A 14,589-nucleotide genomic window follows, 5' to 3' on the forward strand; every position below is an offset into this window, starting at 1 on the left:
AAATAGATCATCAAGGGGTAAGGGAGAAACATCGCTAGGAATTACAAAAATCCCAACAATTTTTGAGTCAGTGAATTTTGCTAAATTTATTGCGCTATTAAGCGCATGAATAGAACATTTAGAGTCATCAAGAGGAACTAGAATTTTTGGAATTCTTTTCTTTGGGAGTTTAAAATTATTCTTTTTTGTAGTCATTTTTAGTCTAATCTTATTGTTTTTTCCAAATGCACCTTGATGATCACTTAAACAGCATGAACATTGCTTTGTATAACATTCATCAGTTTTTTCATGACCACATGAACCGCAATGACATAATGCATCATCTCTCATGCCATTCAAATGCATTCTTTATAGTTAAACTGCTCTAAAGTTCTCAATTTTGAGATCATTGTATTCTAAATTAGTAAAAATACGATCAAAGAATTTGGGCAAATGGGGAAAAATTGAGATTTAGGCACGAAAATGCATTAATTTTTATGAAAAATGGCAAATAGTCCACTATTTATAGGAAACAAAGTAATCAACATTGGTTATATTTTTGGTGTTAGAGACTATCAACGCAGACGGCATCTGTGGACGCTGTGGAAAAAACAGCATGTTAACTGATAACGTAACAGGTGAAAGATTTTGCGGAAAATGCGGATTTGTTATTTCTGAAACATTACAAGACTCTGGACCAGAATGGAGATCATTTTCAAAGGAAGGAGGAACAGACCCTACAAGAACAGGAGCCCCAACATCACTTACAATGCATGACAGAGGTCTTGCTACCATCATTAACCCAGCAAACAAGGATGCATCAGGAAAACCACTTTCAACTTCAATGAAAAGTACTATTGAGAGACTAAGAACTTGGGACAGTCGAAGTAAAGTTAACGCATCATCAGATAGAAATCTAAGACAAGCACTAAGCGAATTAGCAACATTAAAGGACAAACTGTCACTATCAGATCCGGTTATCGAAAAAGCAGCTTATGTGTATAGAAAAGCATTGGAGAAAGGATTGGTGAAAGGACGTTCAATTTCAGCTTTAATTGCATCAGCTCTCTATGCTGCATGTCGCGATACTGAAACACCTAGAACACTAAAAGATGTTTCAGATGCAGGCAACATCAAGAGAAAAGATATTGCAAGATGTTATAGAATTTTACATAAAGAATTAGATCTAAAAATGCCAGTAGTAGATCCTGTGCAATGTGTTTCAAGAATCGCAAGTAAAGTGCAGATTTCTGAAAGAACAAAACGCTATGCAGTTAAAGTTCTCAAAGATGCACAAGAACATGAAGAGTCAGCAGGTAAGGATCCAATGGGTTTGGCAGCAGCAGCCTTGTACTTGGCATGTGTAAGAAACGGAGAAGATAGAACTCAAAGAGACATAGCAGAAGCTGCAAACGTCACCGAAGTTACAATAAGAAATAGATACAAGGGTTTAAGATTGGACCAAAATATAGATATGCAGGCAGGGAAGCAGTAATAAAATCATGACACAGACAAGACCAGTAATCGCAATTGTCAATGTAGTAGCTTCTGCAACAATTAATCAAAGATTAGATCTTGTAGACATTACAAAAAAATTCCCAGCAGTTGAATATCACCCAGAACAGTTTCCAGGAGCAGTATTCAGACTCAAAAGTCCTAAAACAGCTACATTGCTTTTTGGTTCAGGAAAGATGGTCTGTACAGGTGCAAAATCACAGGAATTAGCAGAGACGGCAGTAAAAAAAGTAGTGGAATTATTAAGAAAAGGAAAAGTCAAAATAAAAAGTGAACCAATCGTTACAATTCAAAATATAGTTTCATCAATTAATCTTGGGGGCAAAGTAAGTTTGGAGCAAGCTGCAAGAACACTCCCTAGAAGCATGTATGAACCAGAACAATTTCCAGGGTTAATCCACAGAATGCTTGATCCAAAAACAGTAATCCTGATTTTCTCATCTGGAAAACTAGTATGTGTAGGAGCTAAGCTAGAAAAAGATGTTCATCGTTCTGTCAATCAAATTCACAGTTTGCTTGAAGAGAAAAATCTAATGGTATATGATTAAAAATCAAATTGAAACATACAAAAAATACATTTTACAAAGAATAAATTAAAAAAGATACAATCATCCTAATGAAACAATGTGGCCATTTGAATCAACAGTGTTCCCACAAGTTTGACATTCCCAATTTACATCAGAATTTGTTTGATCAGAGTTTACAATCTTTGAAGCATTACAAACTTTACAGCGAACAGACATTTTAGTTCATTCAAAATAATCCGTCAAAGTGTATTCTCTTTTGTTTTTTTCAAATGAGTTTTCTCATGTATGAGCACTTTATCAAAAGTGTCAGAATTTCCTTCCCAATGAAAGGTGCAACTACGGCATTGATATTTCATCTATTCTTTTACATCCGTTTCTTTCTTTTTTTCAGATTCTTTGAATGCATTTACGTCATCTAAGACTGCGGTTTTGCAAGAACTGAATTTCAGTTTTGCGATTAATTTTTTGAACATGTCTTGTATGTAATTCTCTGTGATATATACCGGCTTAATTTCTAAAATTTTGTGCGTAATTTTCTATATACTTTATCATAATTAGATCAATTTTTATTGAATTCTATAAATTTTCAGTCATCGATATGGATTGATTAAAAAACTATATAGATTTAAGAAAGAAACACCATTAATTTCAGAATCATTAATACCGTACAATCAAACTAAAAAAATGATGATTCATAAAATAAAATATTTTGAATCCAAGCATCTTGCCCAAGGGGTTTACCTTCAAGATGTGGTAAATGTCTTTTTAGCTGAAAAGGGGGAAAACATAGTGGCAGTTTTGCCAGTTATGCAAGATTCACTTCTAGTTCACTATAAAGAATAACTTCTTTTTTCACATCATATTTGTCAAATTAGTGTCAAAGTGATAAATAATCAATGACTTATACTACTTGTACATTATCATAACATATGGCAATTTACTATGGAGACACTAACAAAAAACAAGTTCATGATCTAAATAATCAAAAAGACAGTTGCGAAATAGATGAAATTAAAATAGTTCATAAAAGATATTTTATTCCAGACACATTTACTCAGGCCAATTCAGAAGGGTATACTAGTTGCATCTACTGTATTGGAGATTTGCAAAAGTAGGTTTCAACCATGGCAGGATATCTTGGAAACAGATCAGAGATGGTTGTGCATCACCTTGCAGTTATGAAAGAAGAGTGTAATATCTATGGAGTAAAAAAAGGAGATAGACACTATTTTGTTCCAGATATGCTAGATCAGGCAAAAAGAGAAGGTTTTACGCCGTGTAAACATTGTATTCAAAATTGAGTTTCGTTTTTTAATAGTTAGAAAATAGGAAAAGTGTATGGCAGAATATCAACTTGGGGGGTGGGATTTATCAGAATTAGCAAAAAATCCAAAAAGTCTTGAATTTCAAAAACAGGTTAAAGAGTTAGAAAAACAGGCAGAAAAATTTGAAAAAATAAAATCATCCCTAGATCCCAAAATGTCATCAAAGAAATTTTTGAGTATTTTACATCAGGTTGAGGAAATATCTGAGAAAATGAGTAAAATTGGAGGCTATGCGTCACTATCGTATTCTTCAGATACACAATCAGATGAAGCAACCTCATTGATGACCAGAATGTCAAAGCTTGGCTCTGAAATTTCAAACAAGATATTATTTTTCGACTTGTGGTGGAAGATACAAGTTGATGAGAAAAATGCAAAAAGACTCATGAAGAATACAGGTGAGATTTCAGAATACCTATCACACAAAAGATTGTTTGCAAAATATGCCCTTAGTGAACCAGAAGAAAGAATAATCAACACATTAGATGTAACAGGAATATCAGCACTTGTAAAACTATATGACAAAATTACAAATGCATTTGAATACAAAATGAAGATTGGAAAGAAAACCAAATCGATGACAAGAGAAGAGATTACAAATTATGTAAGGAGCACAAATTCAAAGATTAGAGAGACAGCTTACAAAACCATTCTTACAAAGTATTCAGAAAATAAAGGAGTGGTGGGAGAAATATATCAAAACATTGTTCTTAATTGGAGGGATGAAGGGATAGAGATCAGAGGATACAAGAGTCCAATTTCTATGAGAAACATTGGAAATGATGTTGATGACAAAACCATAGAGTCACTTCTTTTAGTATGCAAAAAAAATGCACCTGTTTTTCAAAAATTCTTTGTTCAAAAAGCAAAGATGCTAGATATGAAAAAATTGAGAAGATATGATTTGTATGCACCAGCAGCAGCAAACATTAAAGAAAAAAGTTACTCATACAACAAATCTGTAAAACTAGTTTTTGAATCTCTAGGAAAATTTAGTGATACGTTAGAAGAATATGCAAAAAAAGTGTTCAATGAAAACCACATCGATTCTGAAATAAGACAAGGTAAGAGAGATGGTGCATTTTGCAGTACATTGACCCCAAAAATCACACCCTATGTACTCGTAAACTTTACGGGCAAATCAAGAGATGTTTTTACCCTTGCTCATGAATTAGGCCATGCAGTACATAGTCAAGCAGCACAAGACAGATCAATTCTTGTTCAGGATGCTCCACTTCCCTTGGCAGAAACAGCATCTACTTTTTCAGAATTACTGCTATATGACAATCTGTCTGAGAAAATTTCCGATGATGAAAAGAAGATCATGTTATCAGAAAAAATTGATGATCTGTACGCAACAATTCTCAGACAGTCATTTTTCACAATCTTTGAAGTAGATGCTCACAAGCAAATCGGAGAGGGAACTACAGTTGACGAAATTTCAAAGACATATTTGAAAAACCTCAAAACACAGTTTGGGAATTCAGTTAGCCTTTCTGAAGACTTTGCAATAGAGTGGAGTTGCATTCCACATTTTTACCACACACCGTTTTACTGTTATGCATACTCTTTTGGAAACTTGCTTGCATTGTCGTTGTTTCAAAGATACAAAAAAGAAGGGAGAGATTTTGTTCCATCATACATAGATATTCTTGCAGCAGGCGGCTCCAAGAAACCTGAGAAACTCCTTGCAGAGCATGGATTTGACATCAGATCTCCAAAATTCTGGCAAGAAGGTTTTGATTATGTCAGAGATCAGGTTAAAGCACTATCAGCATTAAATTAAATTTTTTAATAAATGGGGCTGGCAGTCCAACGCATGGACTGCCAGCTTGTTCCCCGAACGGTTTGAATTCGATGTCAATTCCAACTCAATCATAATCTGATTTAAACGTTTGAAATTATTTCAAGTTAGTTTTGGTTTTATCTTTCTAAGGGTACCAGCTAAAATTCCGATAGTAATTCCTAGCTGATAAAGAAAATACAATAAAACCTCAAAGGTGCTAGGCGTAAGGTCAGTAAATCTACTGATAGCAGTTAGAATAAGCAAAAGAGCACTAAAAAAGAAAATAAATACTTTTGAAATTCCATTTAGATTGGTAAATTTCAAAACAACAAAACTCATCACAGTTACAGATATTGCCAATACAGTTAGAAATCCAGTATTCATACCAAAAATCAAAAAAAGCGTAGAAACTATTTCGCTAGGATTATTTGCAGATAAATTTGAAAGATCAATTTTTTCAGGTGATGCAAATCGCGGAACGCTTAGAATTGCATTTATCAAAAACAAGATAAACAAAGTTACAGATACTGTCTTGAGGCGATTTTGCAAACGTGGAAATCTTACTAGGATCGCCCTTCCCAAAATTATTCCTTGAAACAGACCAATTCCAAAAGCACTCAAAACTGCAATTAGTTGAACTACAGGATGCTGAAAAATATCGACAGTGACTGGAATGAGTGGCATCTATCTAAATATCAACATGAGTGGGGATATTAGTTATGATATAAGAGACATTTGTGGAAACTAATCAGACAGATCAAGAGTAAATTTAATATTTTCATCACAAAGTGTCAAGCTATGCTGAAGATCCTATTTGCAATTACAGCAATGGTACTAGTCGGAGTTTCTGCAAATTATGCATATTCCCAAGAGATGGGACTTGCAACATTTCAAGAGATGGCACAAGTAATTGTAGACAAAAGCATATCTCAGAATGTCACAGCATCAATAACATTACAAAGTACGAGTATTCAAGAAATAAAAATCCCAGCTGAACTAGAACAAAGAATTAGAGAAAACGGAAGCATATCAGCCGTGACCATAACAAATCAAAATCAATGTATTTTAGGAGTTGATAATCAATCATGTATTTTGATCAACGTGAAAAGAAACCCAGTAGATAAAAATTTCTTACAGATTCAAAATAGAACTTTGCAAGTATCAGAGCAATTCATTAGCGAAATAAACGACGTATTTGACACAGATGCCAAACTACATTCCACATTTATCCACAGTAGTGATGAAACAAGTGTAGCATTAGAGACATCAGGAGTAATTTCAGGCAAGGGAACCATCTCAGCAGTATACACAATGCCTATGGAAAAAACATCCTCAATGTATGAGAAAATATCAGCGATTTTAATCCCAAAAGCAATTAGAGATTCAGGTGGATTTTATGATGTTGCAAAAAATCTCTCAAAACAAGATAATGCAAAAATGACATTCTCCATAATACCTAGTGACAATAATTCATTACTTCAACTAAGAGTTTCTGCAAACTATCCACAAACAGCATCAAAAATTAATGAAATAAGTCCGCTAGAATTTTTGAAAACAAACGAGTTGAAAAGATCAGACTATTTTTCAACAGGGTTTTACCCATTAAATTCTATCATACAAGTGGTAGTGCTATCACCTGAAGACACAAATGTTTCAGACGTAAATGGAAACATAATTCCAACACAAATCATAGAGGGAGATAAAATTCCAACAGACATCACAAAAAAAGGATGGATTTTTGATCCTGAGGAAGGACAGCGAATTCAAGGCAAATACATTTTTGGCAAAGAAACAACAGTGAGTAAGAACGAGTTAAAATTTTCACTAGGTGGAACAAATATTCAATCTGAAAAACCAGTAGTTGATGAATCAATCATAGTTGTAATTATCATAACAATAGTTGCAATTGCAGCTGCGATATTTTATCTTAAAGGGTATAAGAAATAATCACAGTAAAAGAACAGCTGCTGCAAAGACAGTGGTCCATTTTCCATCTTTGTCACCTTTAGTTGATTGAGTAATGTTTTGAGTTTTATAGATTTGACCTGAAATTGACCACTGCTGTCTTTTTTCATCCCAGTCTTTGTCAGCATCAAATGGAATGCCCAATGAAGAAGCTAGCATTTGTGCTGCAATATCTTCAGCATAATCACCTGCCTGAGTTTCATTTTGACCATAAGACTCGTATTCGGACAAATAGCCATACCTGCTTCCATCTTTCGGTCGTGCAATTCCAACTGATGCAGCACACATTCTATGAGGCTCATTGGTTTGATTTTTAGAATAAATTGTAAACAGAATCTGTCCAGGTGAAATTTCTTTTAGACCTTCATTTCTAGAAACAAGTTTAGCGTAAGGAGGGAAAATACTTGAAATCAATACAAGATTGGTTCCTGCAATACCTGCATCTCTTAATGCATACTCAAAACTTGTCAATCTGTCTTCATGAACGCCTTTGCCTTTTGTAAGAAATAATTTCTTGGCAACTAAGTCGAGCATTTCTGAATTGATGACAGGAAGTTCTTATTTATACTTTAATTGGAAAATCATTTCAAAAATACAAAATCAGAAAAAGAATTAATCGCCTTTTCGTTTTTTCTTTCTTTTATCAGGTTCTTTTCCTACCTGTGTCAAAAAGACAAATGTGAAGAAGGCCCCTAATCCAAAATTAATGACGCCCATGAATGTAATAATTACCGTAGAACTGGATGGAGCTATAGTCAACCCAATCACCATACCTACAACGCCAGTAGCATAAAACATAATCATTAGAACCTTAACTCGAATTGGCTCGATGTATTTCATAACTGGTATCAAAAATAGGCATTATTATAAACTGCCGATAATAGCAATAATTTTCAATTAAATTAGTTTTGAAATTAACAGCTGGTAACACTTTAAAGCTTCAAAAATTTCATTTTATTTCGTGCCAATGTAGCTCAGCCTGGTTAGAGCGGCTGATTTGTAATCAGCAGGTCGTGGGTTCGGATCCCGTCATTGGCTTTTAAATTTCTTAGAGGATTAATCATCATACAATAAGAATAAGTATACTCTATCTTCAAAAAAATCAGATGAGTTCAGAGGATTTTGAATCAAGTCAAGATAGCCAAAACATATCTGTGAAAAAATCTACATTCAATGGATTAATTATTGCACTAATAGCAATCGTAGGAGTTGCGGCATTTTTTGCAGGATCGTACACAAGTTTGAATTCTAATCAAATATCTGAAGAAGATCTTGATGATGCAATTGCAAAATTAGAACTCAAAATGTTACAAAACCAGTTACCTTCCAAACAGGCAAATCCCCCAATAAAAATTTCAATTGACAATGATCCAATCATTGGAAACCCAGATGCACCTATAACAATAATTGAATTTTCAGATTTTCAATGTCCATTCTGTGCAAGATTTCATACTCAGACACTTCCATTAATTATGAATGAATATATTCAAGAGGGTAAAGTGAAACTAGTTTTCAGAGATTTCCCAATTCAGAATATTCATCCTAACGCATTACCAGCTTCTGTTGCAGCAGAATGTGCAAATGAGCAAAGCAAATTCAAAGAAATGCATGATGCATTATTTGAAAATCAAGATGAGTGGAATAATCAAGAGACAGCAGATGCGCTTGCTTTGTTCAGCCAATATGCTACAGAAATAAAACTAGATCAAGAGGTATTTGACGCATGCCTAACCAGTGGAAAATACATTGAGGAGATTAGAAATGATCTTGAAGATGGAAGAGATTACGGAGTTTCAGGAACCCCAGGATTTTTTGTAGGAAATGATCAAATTGGATATGTTGAATTAAAAGGAGCCCAACCATTTGAGAGTTTCAAAAAAATTATTGATACACAGTTAGAAGCATAAAAAATAACAAGCGTTTATTAGACCTTGAACGACATGTTGGATATCGGAATAATGACGAGTGGCAATGCGCTTTTTCGTCATTGCTTAAGGTAAGAAAACAAAATGACAAAATTTCAAGATTTAGGATTAAACGACAACATACTAAAAGGAATTAAAGATGAAGGCTTTGAAGAAGCATTTCCTATTCAAGAGGCTGTCATTCCAGTATTACTTTCAGGAAGAGATGTCGTAGGACAAGCACATACAGGTTCAGGTAAGACTGCAGCATTTGCATTATCAATGTTGCAAGAAATTCAACCAAAGAAAGGAATTCAGGGGTTAGTGATGGCACCTACAAGAGAACTTGCAATGCAAATTACTGATGAGATCAAGAAGTTTGGAAAATACACAGGAATTAGAATAGCAACAATTTACGGAGGTCAAGGTATGGGAATACAATTAGATGCGCTTCACAGAGGTGTGGAAATTGTAGTTGCAACGCCAGGTAGACTCATAGACCATCTCAAAAGAGGATCAATAGAACTAAGAGACATCAGCCATATTGTTCTGGATGAAGCAGACACAATGTTAGACATGGGATTCATTGATGATATACAATTCATTCTAGATTTAGCCCCAGAAGACAGAGTGATGTCATTGTTTTCAGCAACGATGCCAACTGAAATTCTAAGATTGTCCGAGGATTATCTCAAAAACCCAAAACAATTCCTTTTAGATGCAGATGATCTAAGCGGAGAAGGAATAGACCAGTCATTTTTAGTAATCAAGGACCGCGATAAATTCAAGTATCTTTTAGATTTTATCAAACCAACAAAAGGCCAATGCATAGTATTTTGTTCAACAAAGTATAGAACTAGAGATGTTGCAAAATTTCTCCATCAAGAAAAATATGATGCAGTAGCAATAGAAGGCGACATGTCACAACACAGAAGAGAGCAATCCATGGCAAAATTCAGAAACGGGAAAGCAGACATTTTAGTTGCAACAGATATTGCATCAAGAGGGATTGATGTGCCAAGAGTAGAATTAGTGGTCAATTATGATGTTCCAAATCAAGAAATGGCATACTTTCACAGAATCGGAAGAACAGCAAGAGCAGGAGCAAAGGGCAAAGCAATTACATTTGTATCATATTCATCAGTCGGAGATTGGAATTTAATTAAACGTCAAATCAAAGTTCCAATCAGAGACTTGAATCAGGAAATGGGAATTCAGATTTCTATTCCAGATCCTCTAAAAAGACAAACACCATCAAGAAGATATGGAGGTCAATCAAGATCGAACTATTCTAGAGGTGGACGTTCTGGAGGATACGGAGGTGGGGGTTCTAGTAGAGGAAGAAATCCAAGAGATGACAGAACTAGAAAAAGAAGTAACGATGGTGAAAACAGAAATAGCTACGGTGGACGTAGTAGATGGTAATACTGTAAAACTTAAAGACTCGAACTCTGTTAATTATATTAAGATAAAAAAATGCATAAAGGATTCATTTTATTAAATTGCGATCTAGGCGCTGAGGAATATATTGTTGATGAGTTAAAGCAAATGCAAAATATCACTAACGCATATCTTACTTTTGGAGCATATGATGTAATTGCAGAAATTCAAACAAATGACCAAGATGAATTTGAAAAAGCAATTGCGACAATTAGAAAATTATCCAGAGTAGTCAGTACAATGACACTAAATGTCATAGCCTCAGAGTAATTCCGCAAATACAGTGAATTGACTGGATTTCTTGAAAAACACCAGTTCCTAAAAATTGCCAGTGCACATATAAAAAAAGTATCAAAACCAGACTAACTGTTTGACGATAGGCTCAACAATTCAATCAAGCATATCGGAAATCAGCATAGAATTGAAAATATTATTCAGTTGGTGTACTTTAGTATACTGTGGGTAATTTGAGAAGAATTTTACAAATGAATTATGCCAACATTTCAAGACAATTGGATTAAATCCTCAAACCCAGGATTTAACGAAAAAATTCATGGCATGATAATAAAAGAGCCACCGCTAAAACCTCGAATACAACAATCAATAGGAAAACTGGGTCAGACAATTTCAAAAATTGACTATATGCACAAAAAACTACAAGAAAAAGATGCAAAAATATTCAAAAGAATAGTCGAATCTCAACAGAGGCATGATAAAACTGCAGGCAGGACTCTTGCAAATGAGCTTGTAGAATTAAGAAAGAATGAGAAACTACTAGGCAATCTCAAACTAACTCTTGATCAGGTTCAATTAAGATTATCAACTATGAACGAACTTGGAGATGCAATGGTCACAATTGGACCTGTAATTGGTTTAATGCGTTCAATAGGACCAGCAATAAGCAAATTCATCCCACAAGCTGGCGCTGAATTTGAAATAATGTCGGAACTTTTGGGAGGAATGACATCAGAATCATTTGGAGGAGGCTTTGAATTGGACAGCTCAACAAATGAAGAAACAGATAGCATTCTAAAAGAAGCGGCCATTGTTGCAGGGGACAGAATAGGAACTAAATTCCCATCAACCCCATCATCAATTCATAGTGGTTTAGAATCAAGAATAAATGAATTCTAATTCCATTTTCTTTTTATTCATTTTTCACTCGAAAGCACATCAATCAAATGTAACAGAATAATTGTTATATGAGTAAAAGGAAGATTTTTCAAATTGCAAAAAATAGATTATGATGGAACGGTTTGGGTTTTAAATTACAATAATCCAGCACCACTTTTAGACCATGCAATTCACATGTTAGAAAGACATGGAGTAAAGCGAGAGGATATGACTATTACAGAAACACCGATTGCAAAAGTAGGCTCCATAGTAGTTGAAATTTGGCCTTATGAACTAGTAATTGGAAGAGTAAGAACAATCAGAAATGAATCATTTATCAGCGGTACTGAATTTAAGATTGAACTAAAATTAGACGAAGATGGAAACTACATAGATTATCTTTGAAAAAAAATAAAATTCAAAACATTATCATTTTAGCAGTAATTACAATCATCATAGGAGCTATCATAGGATACAATTATTCAGTAGACCAAACCAAGCAGAAAGGCTTTCAATTTGGAGTGGAGTTAGCACAGATTCAAGAAGATGTTTCACAGCTACAAACAAAATTTTATTCTGAGAAAAATAAATGGGACGAAGGAGACATTACAAAAGAAGATCTTCAAAAATACTATGAAAAGCATGTCAAAGAGTTCAAAGAAATTATTTCTAGATACGATAAATTAACACCGCCAGAGTTGTTCAAGAGCTCAGTGGAACTGTTCAAATTATCATCGCAGACACAGTTAGAAAGTGATGAAGAATATATCAAATGGATTACGACCGGCGATGAATCAGCAAGAATAAGGTCAGATGCCCAAATCCAAGAAGCTTACGAATACGAAAATTTAGGATTGTTAGAATTTCAATCAGCTAAAAGTGGCATAAAAACATATGATGAGCCAGAAAAATTTTCAGCCCCACAAAGCGGTTTGACACAAAAAGTAATTCAAATCTCTGAGAACATGAAAAACGAGTGTGATTCACAATTTAAAAATGGATTAGGAGAATTTGATTCAGACCAAATAGAAATTGATTGGTTTAATTGTTTTAATGAGGCTGAAAACTGGAAAATAGAACACCTGCCTTAATAAAATAATTCAAAATAAATGCCATTCAATCATAGAAGTCCAGATTTTTGTAACAAGTCCATAGTTGGCGAAAGTTCTTCTTCCAGGGATGTCTTTTCCAGAGGAATAGGTTTTGAGAAATTAACATTGAATGTTATTGTCAGCATATCCTGATCAGTATGAGATATTCTAACAGAGTGAAATTGAGGCTTGACTTTAGATAAGAAATCATTCCATTTTTCCAAGTGGTCATTTACACGAACGATATTTTCTTTAACATTAGAGAGAGTAGTATCCAAATCAGTGTCAAATAATCCAAACTTTACAAGAGGCACCATAATCACCCCACCTGAAATTAAATCATGGTTCTTCATCATGGATGAAATTATTTCTTCAGAATTCTTTTTTGAGAAAATGTCACCATAATCAGGATCGAAATAACCCGCAATCAATTTTTTGGAATCATATATACGGAAAAAATCTTCGTCAGATTCTAACTTCCACAACACATAGAAAATAATTGATGGCCAAATAAAGAATTAACCAAAGACAATTAAATAAACTAGGAAATGAAGAAAAAAGCATGACCATTTCAAAAGAAAATAGAGATTTTATAGATAGTTTAGTAGATTATTACATTAGTGAATCAGAATCATACAAGCAAATTGCAGAGAATTTTGTACCAGAGGTTGAATCAGTTCCAGATACAGCATTTGGAATCATAACTGGATGTGTGTATTCCGGATTTTTACAGGCATACCAAAATCAGCATCAGACACCAGGATTAGAAGACATGCGGGAATTCAACCAGATAATCAAAGAGCGCGCCCCGTTAATCAAAAAATCCATTATCAGTCCAAGATTAGGAAGTATTGAAAAAGAATCAGATGAGCATACACAAAACGAGATTTAATTTGAAAGAGTGCCCATTTGGACACTCTTTCTGACTCTTGTTGGACATGGTCGTACTATCGCAGGTGCATGAATACAAATGTAACATGCGATAACAAAATGAAGATTTTTTCTATTAAAACACTTACGTAGAAATTATCAGTGAGATCATTTCCAAAAAAACACGTACAGTTTAATTCCAACCACATAAATTTGAAATTATGAAACTAGACGGAAGTAAAATAATCTTTGTGTTAGGAGTAACATCAGCGGTGGCAACAGCGGCAATGGTGCTGTATTTCTCAATTCGCTAAAGATAAATCATCAAAAAAACACAGTAAAGAGATGACAGATACAAATGAATTTAGAATTACCCAGATAGTAGATAATGGTCAGATAATTCAATTAACATTAATTGAAAATGTTTCAACTGAACCAATTTCACAAAAACAGATGATAATAGACAATGTCTCAAAAAAGCTTGATGCTGAAACTAAAGAACAAGTCATGCCATTATTAGAAGCAATATTGCAAGCACAACCAACTGTCAATATCAAGTCATACCAACAAACACAGATCACAATAGCAATGCCAAAATCAAGGTATGACAATATGGGTAGACCACAAGTTGGAAGTATGATTGATGTAGATTTGAAAAAAGTCTAGAGACTAGAATTTATTTCATCAAGAGTATGTAACGGTAGGGAACAAGTAAAATCTTTGCAAATAAAAACAGACGTTTTTTCTTCAAAAAGTTTGCCTGCAAAAAATGGAAATTTAGCAAGACCATCTAATTGTTCTTTATCTTGAATCATAACCATCATCGAATTAGGTAAATATCTCAAAAGAAGAGATTTACAAATTTCTGAATTTTCAGTGTTGATGATAGTTATCTCAACAGGTTTTTGAATAAAGAGTGAGATTGTATTTAACAAGTATCCAAAGCCAAACGGATTTTCTGCAGCCATTTGTGCCTGAGATTCCATGATTTTTGTAGCAACATCAAGAAAATTTTGTTTCTGTGAAAGATGATAGAGTCTCAACAATGCAAATGCAGAAACTGAATTTCCAGAA

General features: G+C 34.0%; 21 protein-coding genes, 1 tRNA gene and 1 pseudogene. 16 read left to right on the top strand and 7 right to left on the bottom strand.

The genetic code is table 11. The features are described 5' to 3' along the window. Positions 1-330 (bottom strand): universal stress protein (locus BD31_RS10165; protein ID WP_008296715.1); only part of this gene is annotated, 330 nt, incomplete at its 3' end. Between the two features lie 208 nt (positions 331-538). Here BD31_RS10165 and BD31_RS00165 point away from each other — a divergent pair. Together BD31_RS00165 and BD31_RS00170 are read left to right on the top strand one after the other, a co-directional pair. Then, positions 539-1,474, top strand: a complete 936-nt coding sequence (locus BD31_RS00165; RefSeq protein WP_081583191.1) for a transcription initiation factor IIB — start codon at positions 539-541, stop codon at positions 1,472-1,474. A gap of 7 nt (positions 1,475-1,481) precedes the next feature. Beyond that, the gene (locus BD31_RS00170; protein ID WP_008296697.1) at positions 1,482-2,042 is read left to right on the top strand and encodes a TATA-box-binding protein; all 561 of its coding nucleotides are present in this window, start codon (positions 1,482-1,484) and stop codon (positions 2,040-2,042) included. A gap of 60 nt (positions 2,043-2,102) precedes the next feature. Here BD31_RS00170 and BD31_RS10950 read toward each other — a convergent pair whose 3' ends face one another. Then, positions 2,103-2,237: a hypothetical protein gene (locus BD31_RS10950; protein ID WP_008296708.1), complete on the bottom strand. Its 135-nt coding sequence runs from the start codon at positions 2,235-2,237 to the stop codon at positions 2,103-2,105. A gap of 387 nt (positions 2,238-2,624) precedes the next feature. Here BD31_RS10950 and BD31_RS00175 point away from each other — a divergent pair, with 387 nt between their 5' ends. The 4 genes from BD31_RS00175 to BD31_RS00185 all read left to right on the top strand — a co-directional run bounded on the left by BD31_RS00175 (position 2,625) and on the right by BD31_RS00185 (position 5,132). Further along, a complete protein-coding gene (locus BD31_RS00175) occupies positions 2,625-2,864 on the top strand; it encodes a hypothetical protein (protein ID WP_008296680.1) in 240 nt (79 codons plus the stop codon). Between the two features lie 86 nt (positions 2,865-2,950). Then, positions 2,951-3,136 (top strand): hypothetical protein, encoded by a 186-nt coding sequence (locus BD31_RS00180; protein WP_008296678.1) that lies wholly within the window; start codon positions 2,951-2,953, stop codon positions 3,134-3,136. A 9-nt stretch (positions 3,137-3,145) separates the two neighbouring features. Beyond that, the gene (locus BD31_RS10175; RefSeq protein ID WP_008296682.1) at positions 3,146-3,322 is read left to right on the top strand and encodes a hypothetical protein; all 177 of its coding nucleotides are present in this window, start codon (positions 3,146-3,148) and stop codon (positions 3,320-3,322) included. 37 nt (positions 3,323-3,359) lie between these two features. Then, the gene (locus BD31_RS00185) at positions 3,360-5,132 is read left to right on the top strand and encodes a M3 family oligoendopeptidase (RefSeq protein WP_008296712.1); all 1,773 of its coding nucleotides are present in this window, start codon (positions 3,360-3,362) and stop codon (positions 5,130-5,132) included. A 120-nt stretch (positions 5,133-5,252) separates the two neighbouring features. On the opposite strand, the gene BD31_RS00190 is transcribed toward BD31_RS00185, so the two are convergent. Next, positions 5,253-5,816: a hypothetical protein gene (locus tag BD31_RS00190; RefSeq protein ID WP_048097276.1), complete on the bottom strand. Its 564-nt coding sequence runs from the start codon at positions 5,814-5,816 to the stop codon at positions 5,253-5,255. 114 nt (positions 5,817-5,930) lie between these two features. On the opposite strand from BD31_RS00190, the gene BD31_RS00195 reads away from it, so the two are divergent. Then, positions 5,931-7,079 carry an InlB B-repeat-containing protein gene (locus tag BD31_RS00195; protein WP_008296699.1) on the top strand — a complete coding sequence of 383 codons (1,149 nt, stop codon included), beginning with the start codon at positions 5,931-5,933 and terminating at the stop codon, positions 7,077-7,079. On the opposite strand, the gene BD31_RS00200 is transcribed toward BD31_RS00195, so the two are convergent. Both BD31_RS00200 and BD31_RS00205 read right to left on the bottom strand, forming a co-directional pair. Continuing rightward, positions 7,080-7,631, bottom strand: a complete 552-nt coding sequence (locus tag BD31_RS00200; RefSeq protein WP_008296706.1) for a pyruvoyl-dependent arginine decarboxylase — start codon at positions 7,629-7,631, stop codon at positions 7,080-7,082. It lies immediately after the preceding gene. Between the two features lie 78 nt (positions 7,632-7,709). After that, positions 7,710-7,937, bottom strand: coding sequence for a hypothetical protein (locus BD31_RS00205; protein WP_008296719.1), 228 nt, complete (start codon positions 7,935-7,937; stop codon positions 7,710-7,712). A 123-nt stretch (positions 7,938-8,060) separates the two neighbouring features. On the opposite strand from BD31_RS00205, the gene BD31_RS00210 reads away from it, so the two are divergent. The 7 genes from BD31_RS00210 to BD31_RS00240 all read left to right on the top strand — a co-directional run bounded on the left by BD31_RS00210 (position 8,061) and on the right by BD31_RS00240 (position 12,645). After that, a tRNA-Thr gene (locus tag BD31_RS00210) sits at positions 8,061-8,135 on the top strand. A gap of 68 nt (positions 8,136-8,203) precedes the next feature. Continuing rightward, positions 8,204-9,004, top strand: a complete 801-nt coding sequence (locus tag BD31_RS00215; RefSeq protein WP_008296674.1) for a DsbA family protein — start codon at positions 8,204-8,206, stop codon at positions 9,002-9,004. 102 nt (positions 9,005-9,106) lie between these two features. After that, entirely contained in the window at positions 9,107-10,426 is a 1,320-nt protein-coding gene (locus BD31_RS00220) for a DEAD/DEAH box helicase (protein ID WP_008296713.1), read from the top strand. 51 nt (positions 10,427-10,477) lie between these two features. After that, positions 10,478-10,711: an Lrp/AsnC ligand binding domain-containing protein gene (locus BD31_RS00225; RefSeq protein ID WP_048097278.1), complete on the top strand. Its 234-nt coding sequence runs from the start codon at positions 10,478-10,480 to the stop codon at positions 10,709-10,711. Positions 10,712-10,933: 222 nt separating this feature from the next. Beyond that, a complete protein-coding gene (locus BD31_RS00230) occupies positions 10,934-11,575 on the top strand; it encodes a Snf7 family protein (RefSeq protein ID WP_008296704.1) in 642 nt (213 codons plus the stop codon). A gap of 93 nt (positions 11,576-11,668) precedes the next feature. Then, positions 11,669-11,959 carry a hypothetical protein gene (locus BD31_RS00235; RefSeq protein ID WP_048097279.1) on the top strand — a complete coding sequence of 97 codons (291 nt, stop codon included), beginning with the start codon at positions 11,669-11,671 and terminating at the stop codon, positions 11,957-11,959. Beyond that, positions 11,956-12,645, top strand: coding sequence for a hypothetical protein (locus tag BD31_RS00240; RefSeq protein ID WP_008296693.1), 690 nt, complete (start codon positions 11,956-11,958; stop codon positions 12,643-12,645). Before BD31_RS00235 ends, BD31_RS00240 begins: the two co-directional genes overlap by 4 nt. A gap of 29 nt (positions 12,646-12,674) precedes the next feature. Here BD31_RS00240 and BD31_RS00245 read toward each other — a convergent pair whose 3' ends face one another. Continuing rightward, a complete protein-coding gene (locus BD31_RS00245) occupies positions 12,675-13,076 on the bottom strand; it encodes a hypothetical protein (RefSeq protein ID WP_008296691.1) in 402 nt (133 codons plus the stop codon). 131 nt (positions 13,077-13,207) lie between these two features. On the opposite strand from BD31_RS00245, the gene BD31_RS00250 reads away from it, so the two are divergent. Both BD31_RS00250 and BD31_RS00255 read left to right on the top strand, forming a co-directional pair. Beyond that, the gene (locus tag BD31_RS00250; RefSeq protein WP_008296702.1) at positions 13,208-13,537 is read left to right on the top strand and encodes a hypothetical protein; all 330 of its coding nucleotides are present in this window, start codon (positions 13,208-13,210) and stop codon (positions 13,535-13,537) included. A 323-nt stretch (positions 13,538-13,860) separates the two neighbouring features. Next, the gene (locus BD31_RS00255) at positions 13,861-14,181 is read left to right on the top strand and encodes a hypothetical protein (RefSeq protein WP_008296721.1); all 321 of its coding nucleotides are present in this window, start codon (positions 13,861-13,863) and stop codon (positions 14,179-14,181) included. On the opposite strand, the pseudogene BD31_RS00260 reads toward BD31_RS00255, so the two are convergent. Next, positions 14,178-14,589, bottom strand: a pseudogene (locus BD31_RS00260) (thioredoxin); the annotation flags it as partial. The gene BD31_RS00255 and the pseudogene BD31_RS00260 overlap by 4 nt on opposite strands.

Origin of the sequence: Candidatus Nitrosopumilus salarius BD31 (assembly GCF_000242875.2) — an archaeon.
GTDB classification, from domain to species: Archaea; Thermoproteota; Nitrososphaeria; order Nitrososphaerales; family Nitrosopumilaceae; genus Nitrosopumilus; species Nitrosopumilus salarius.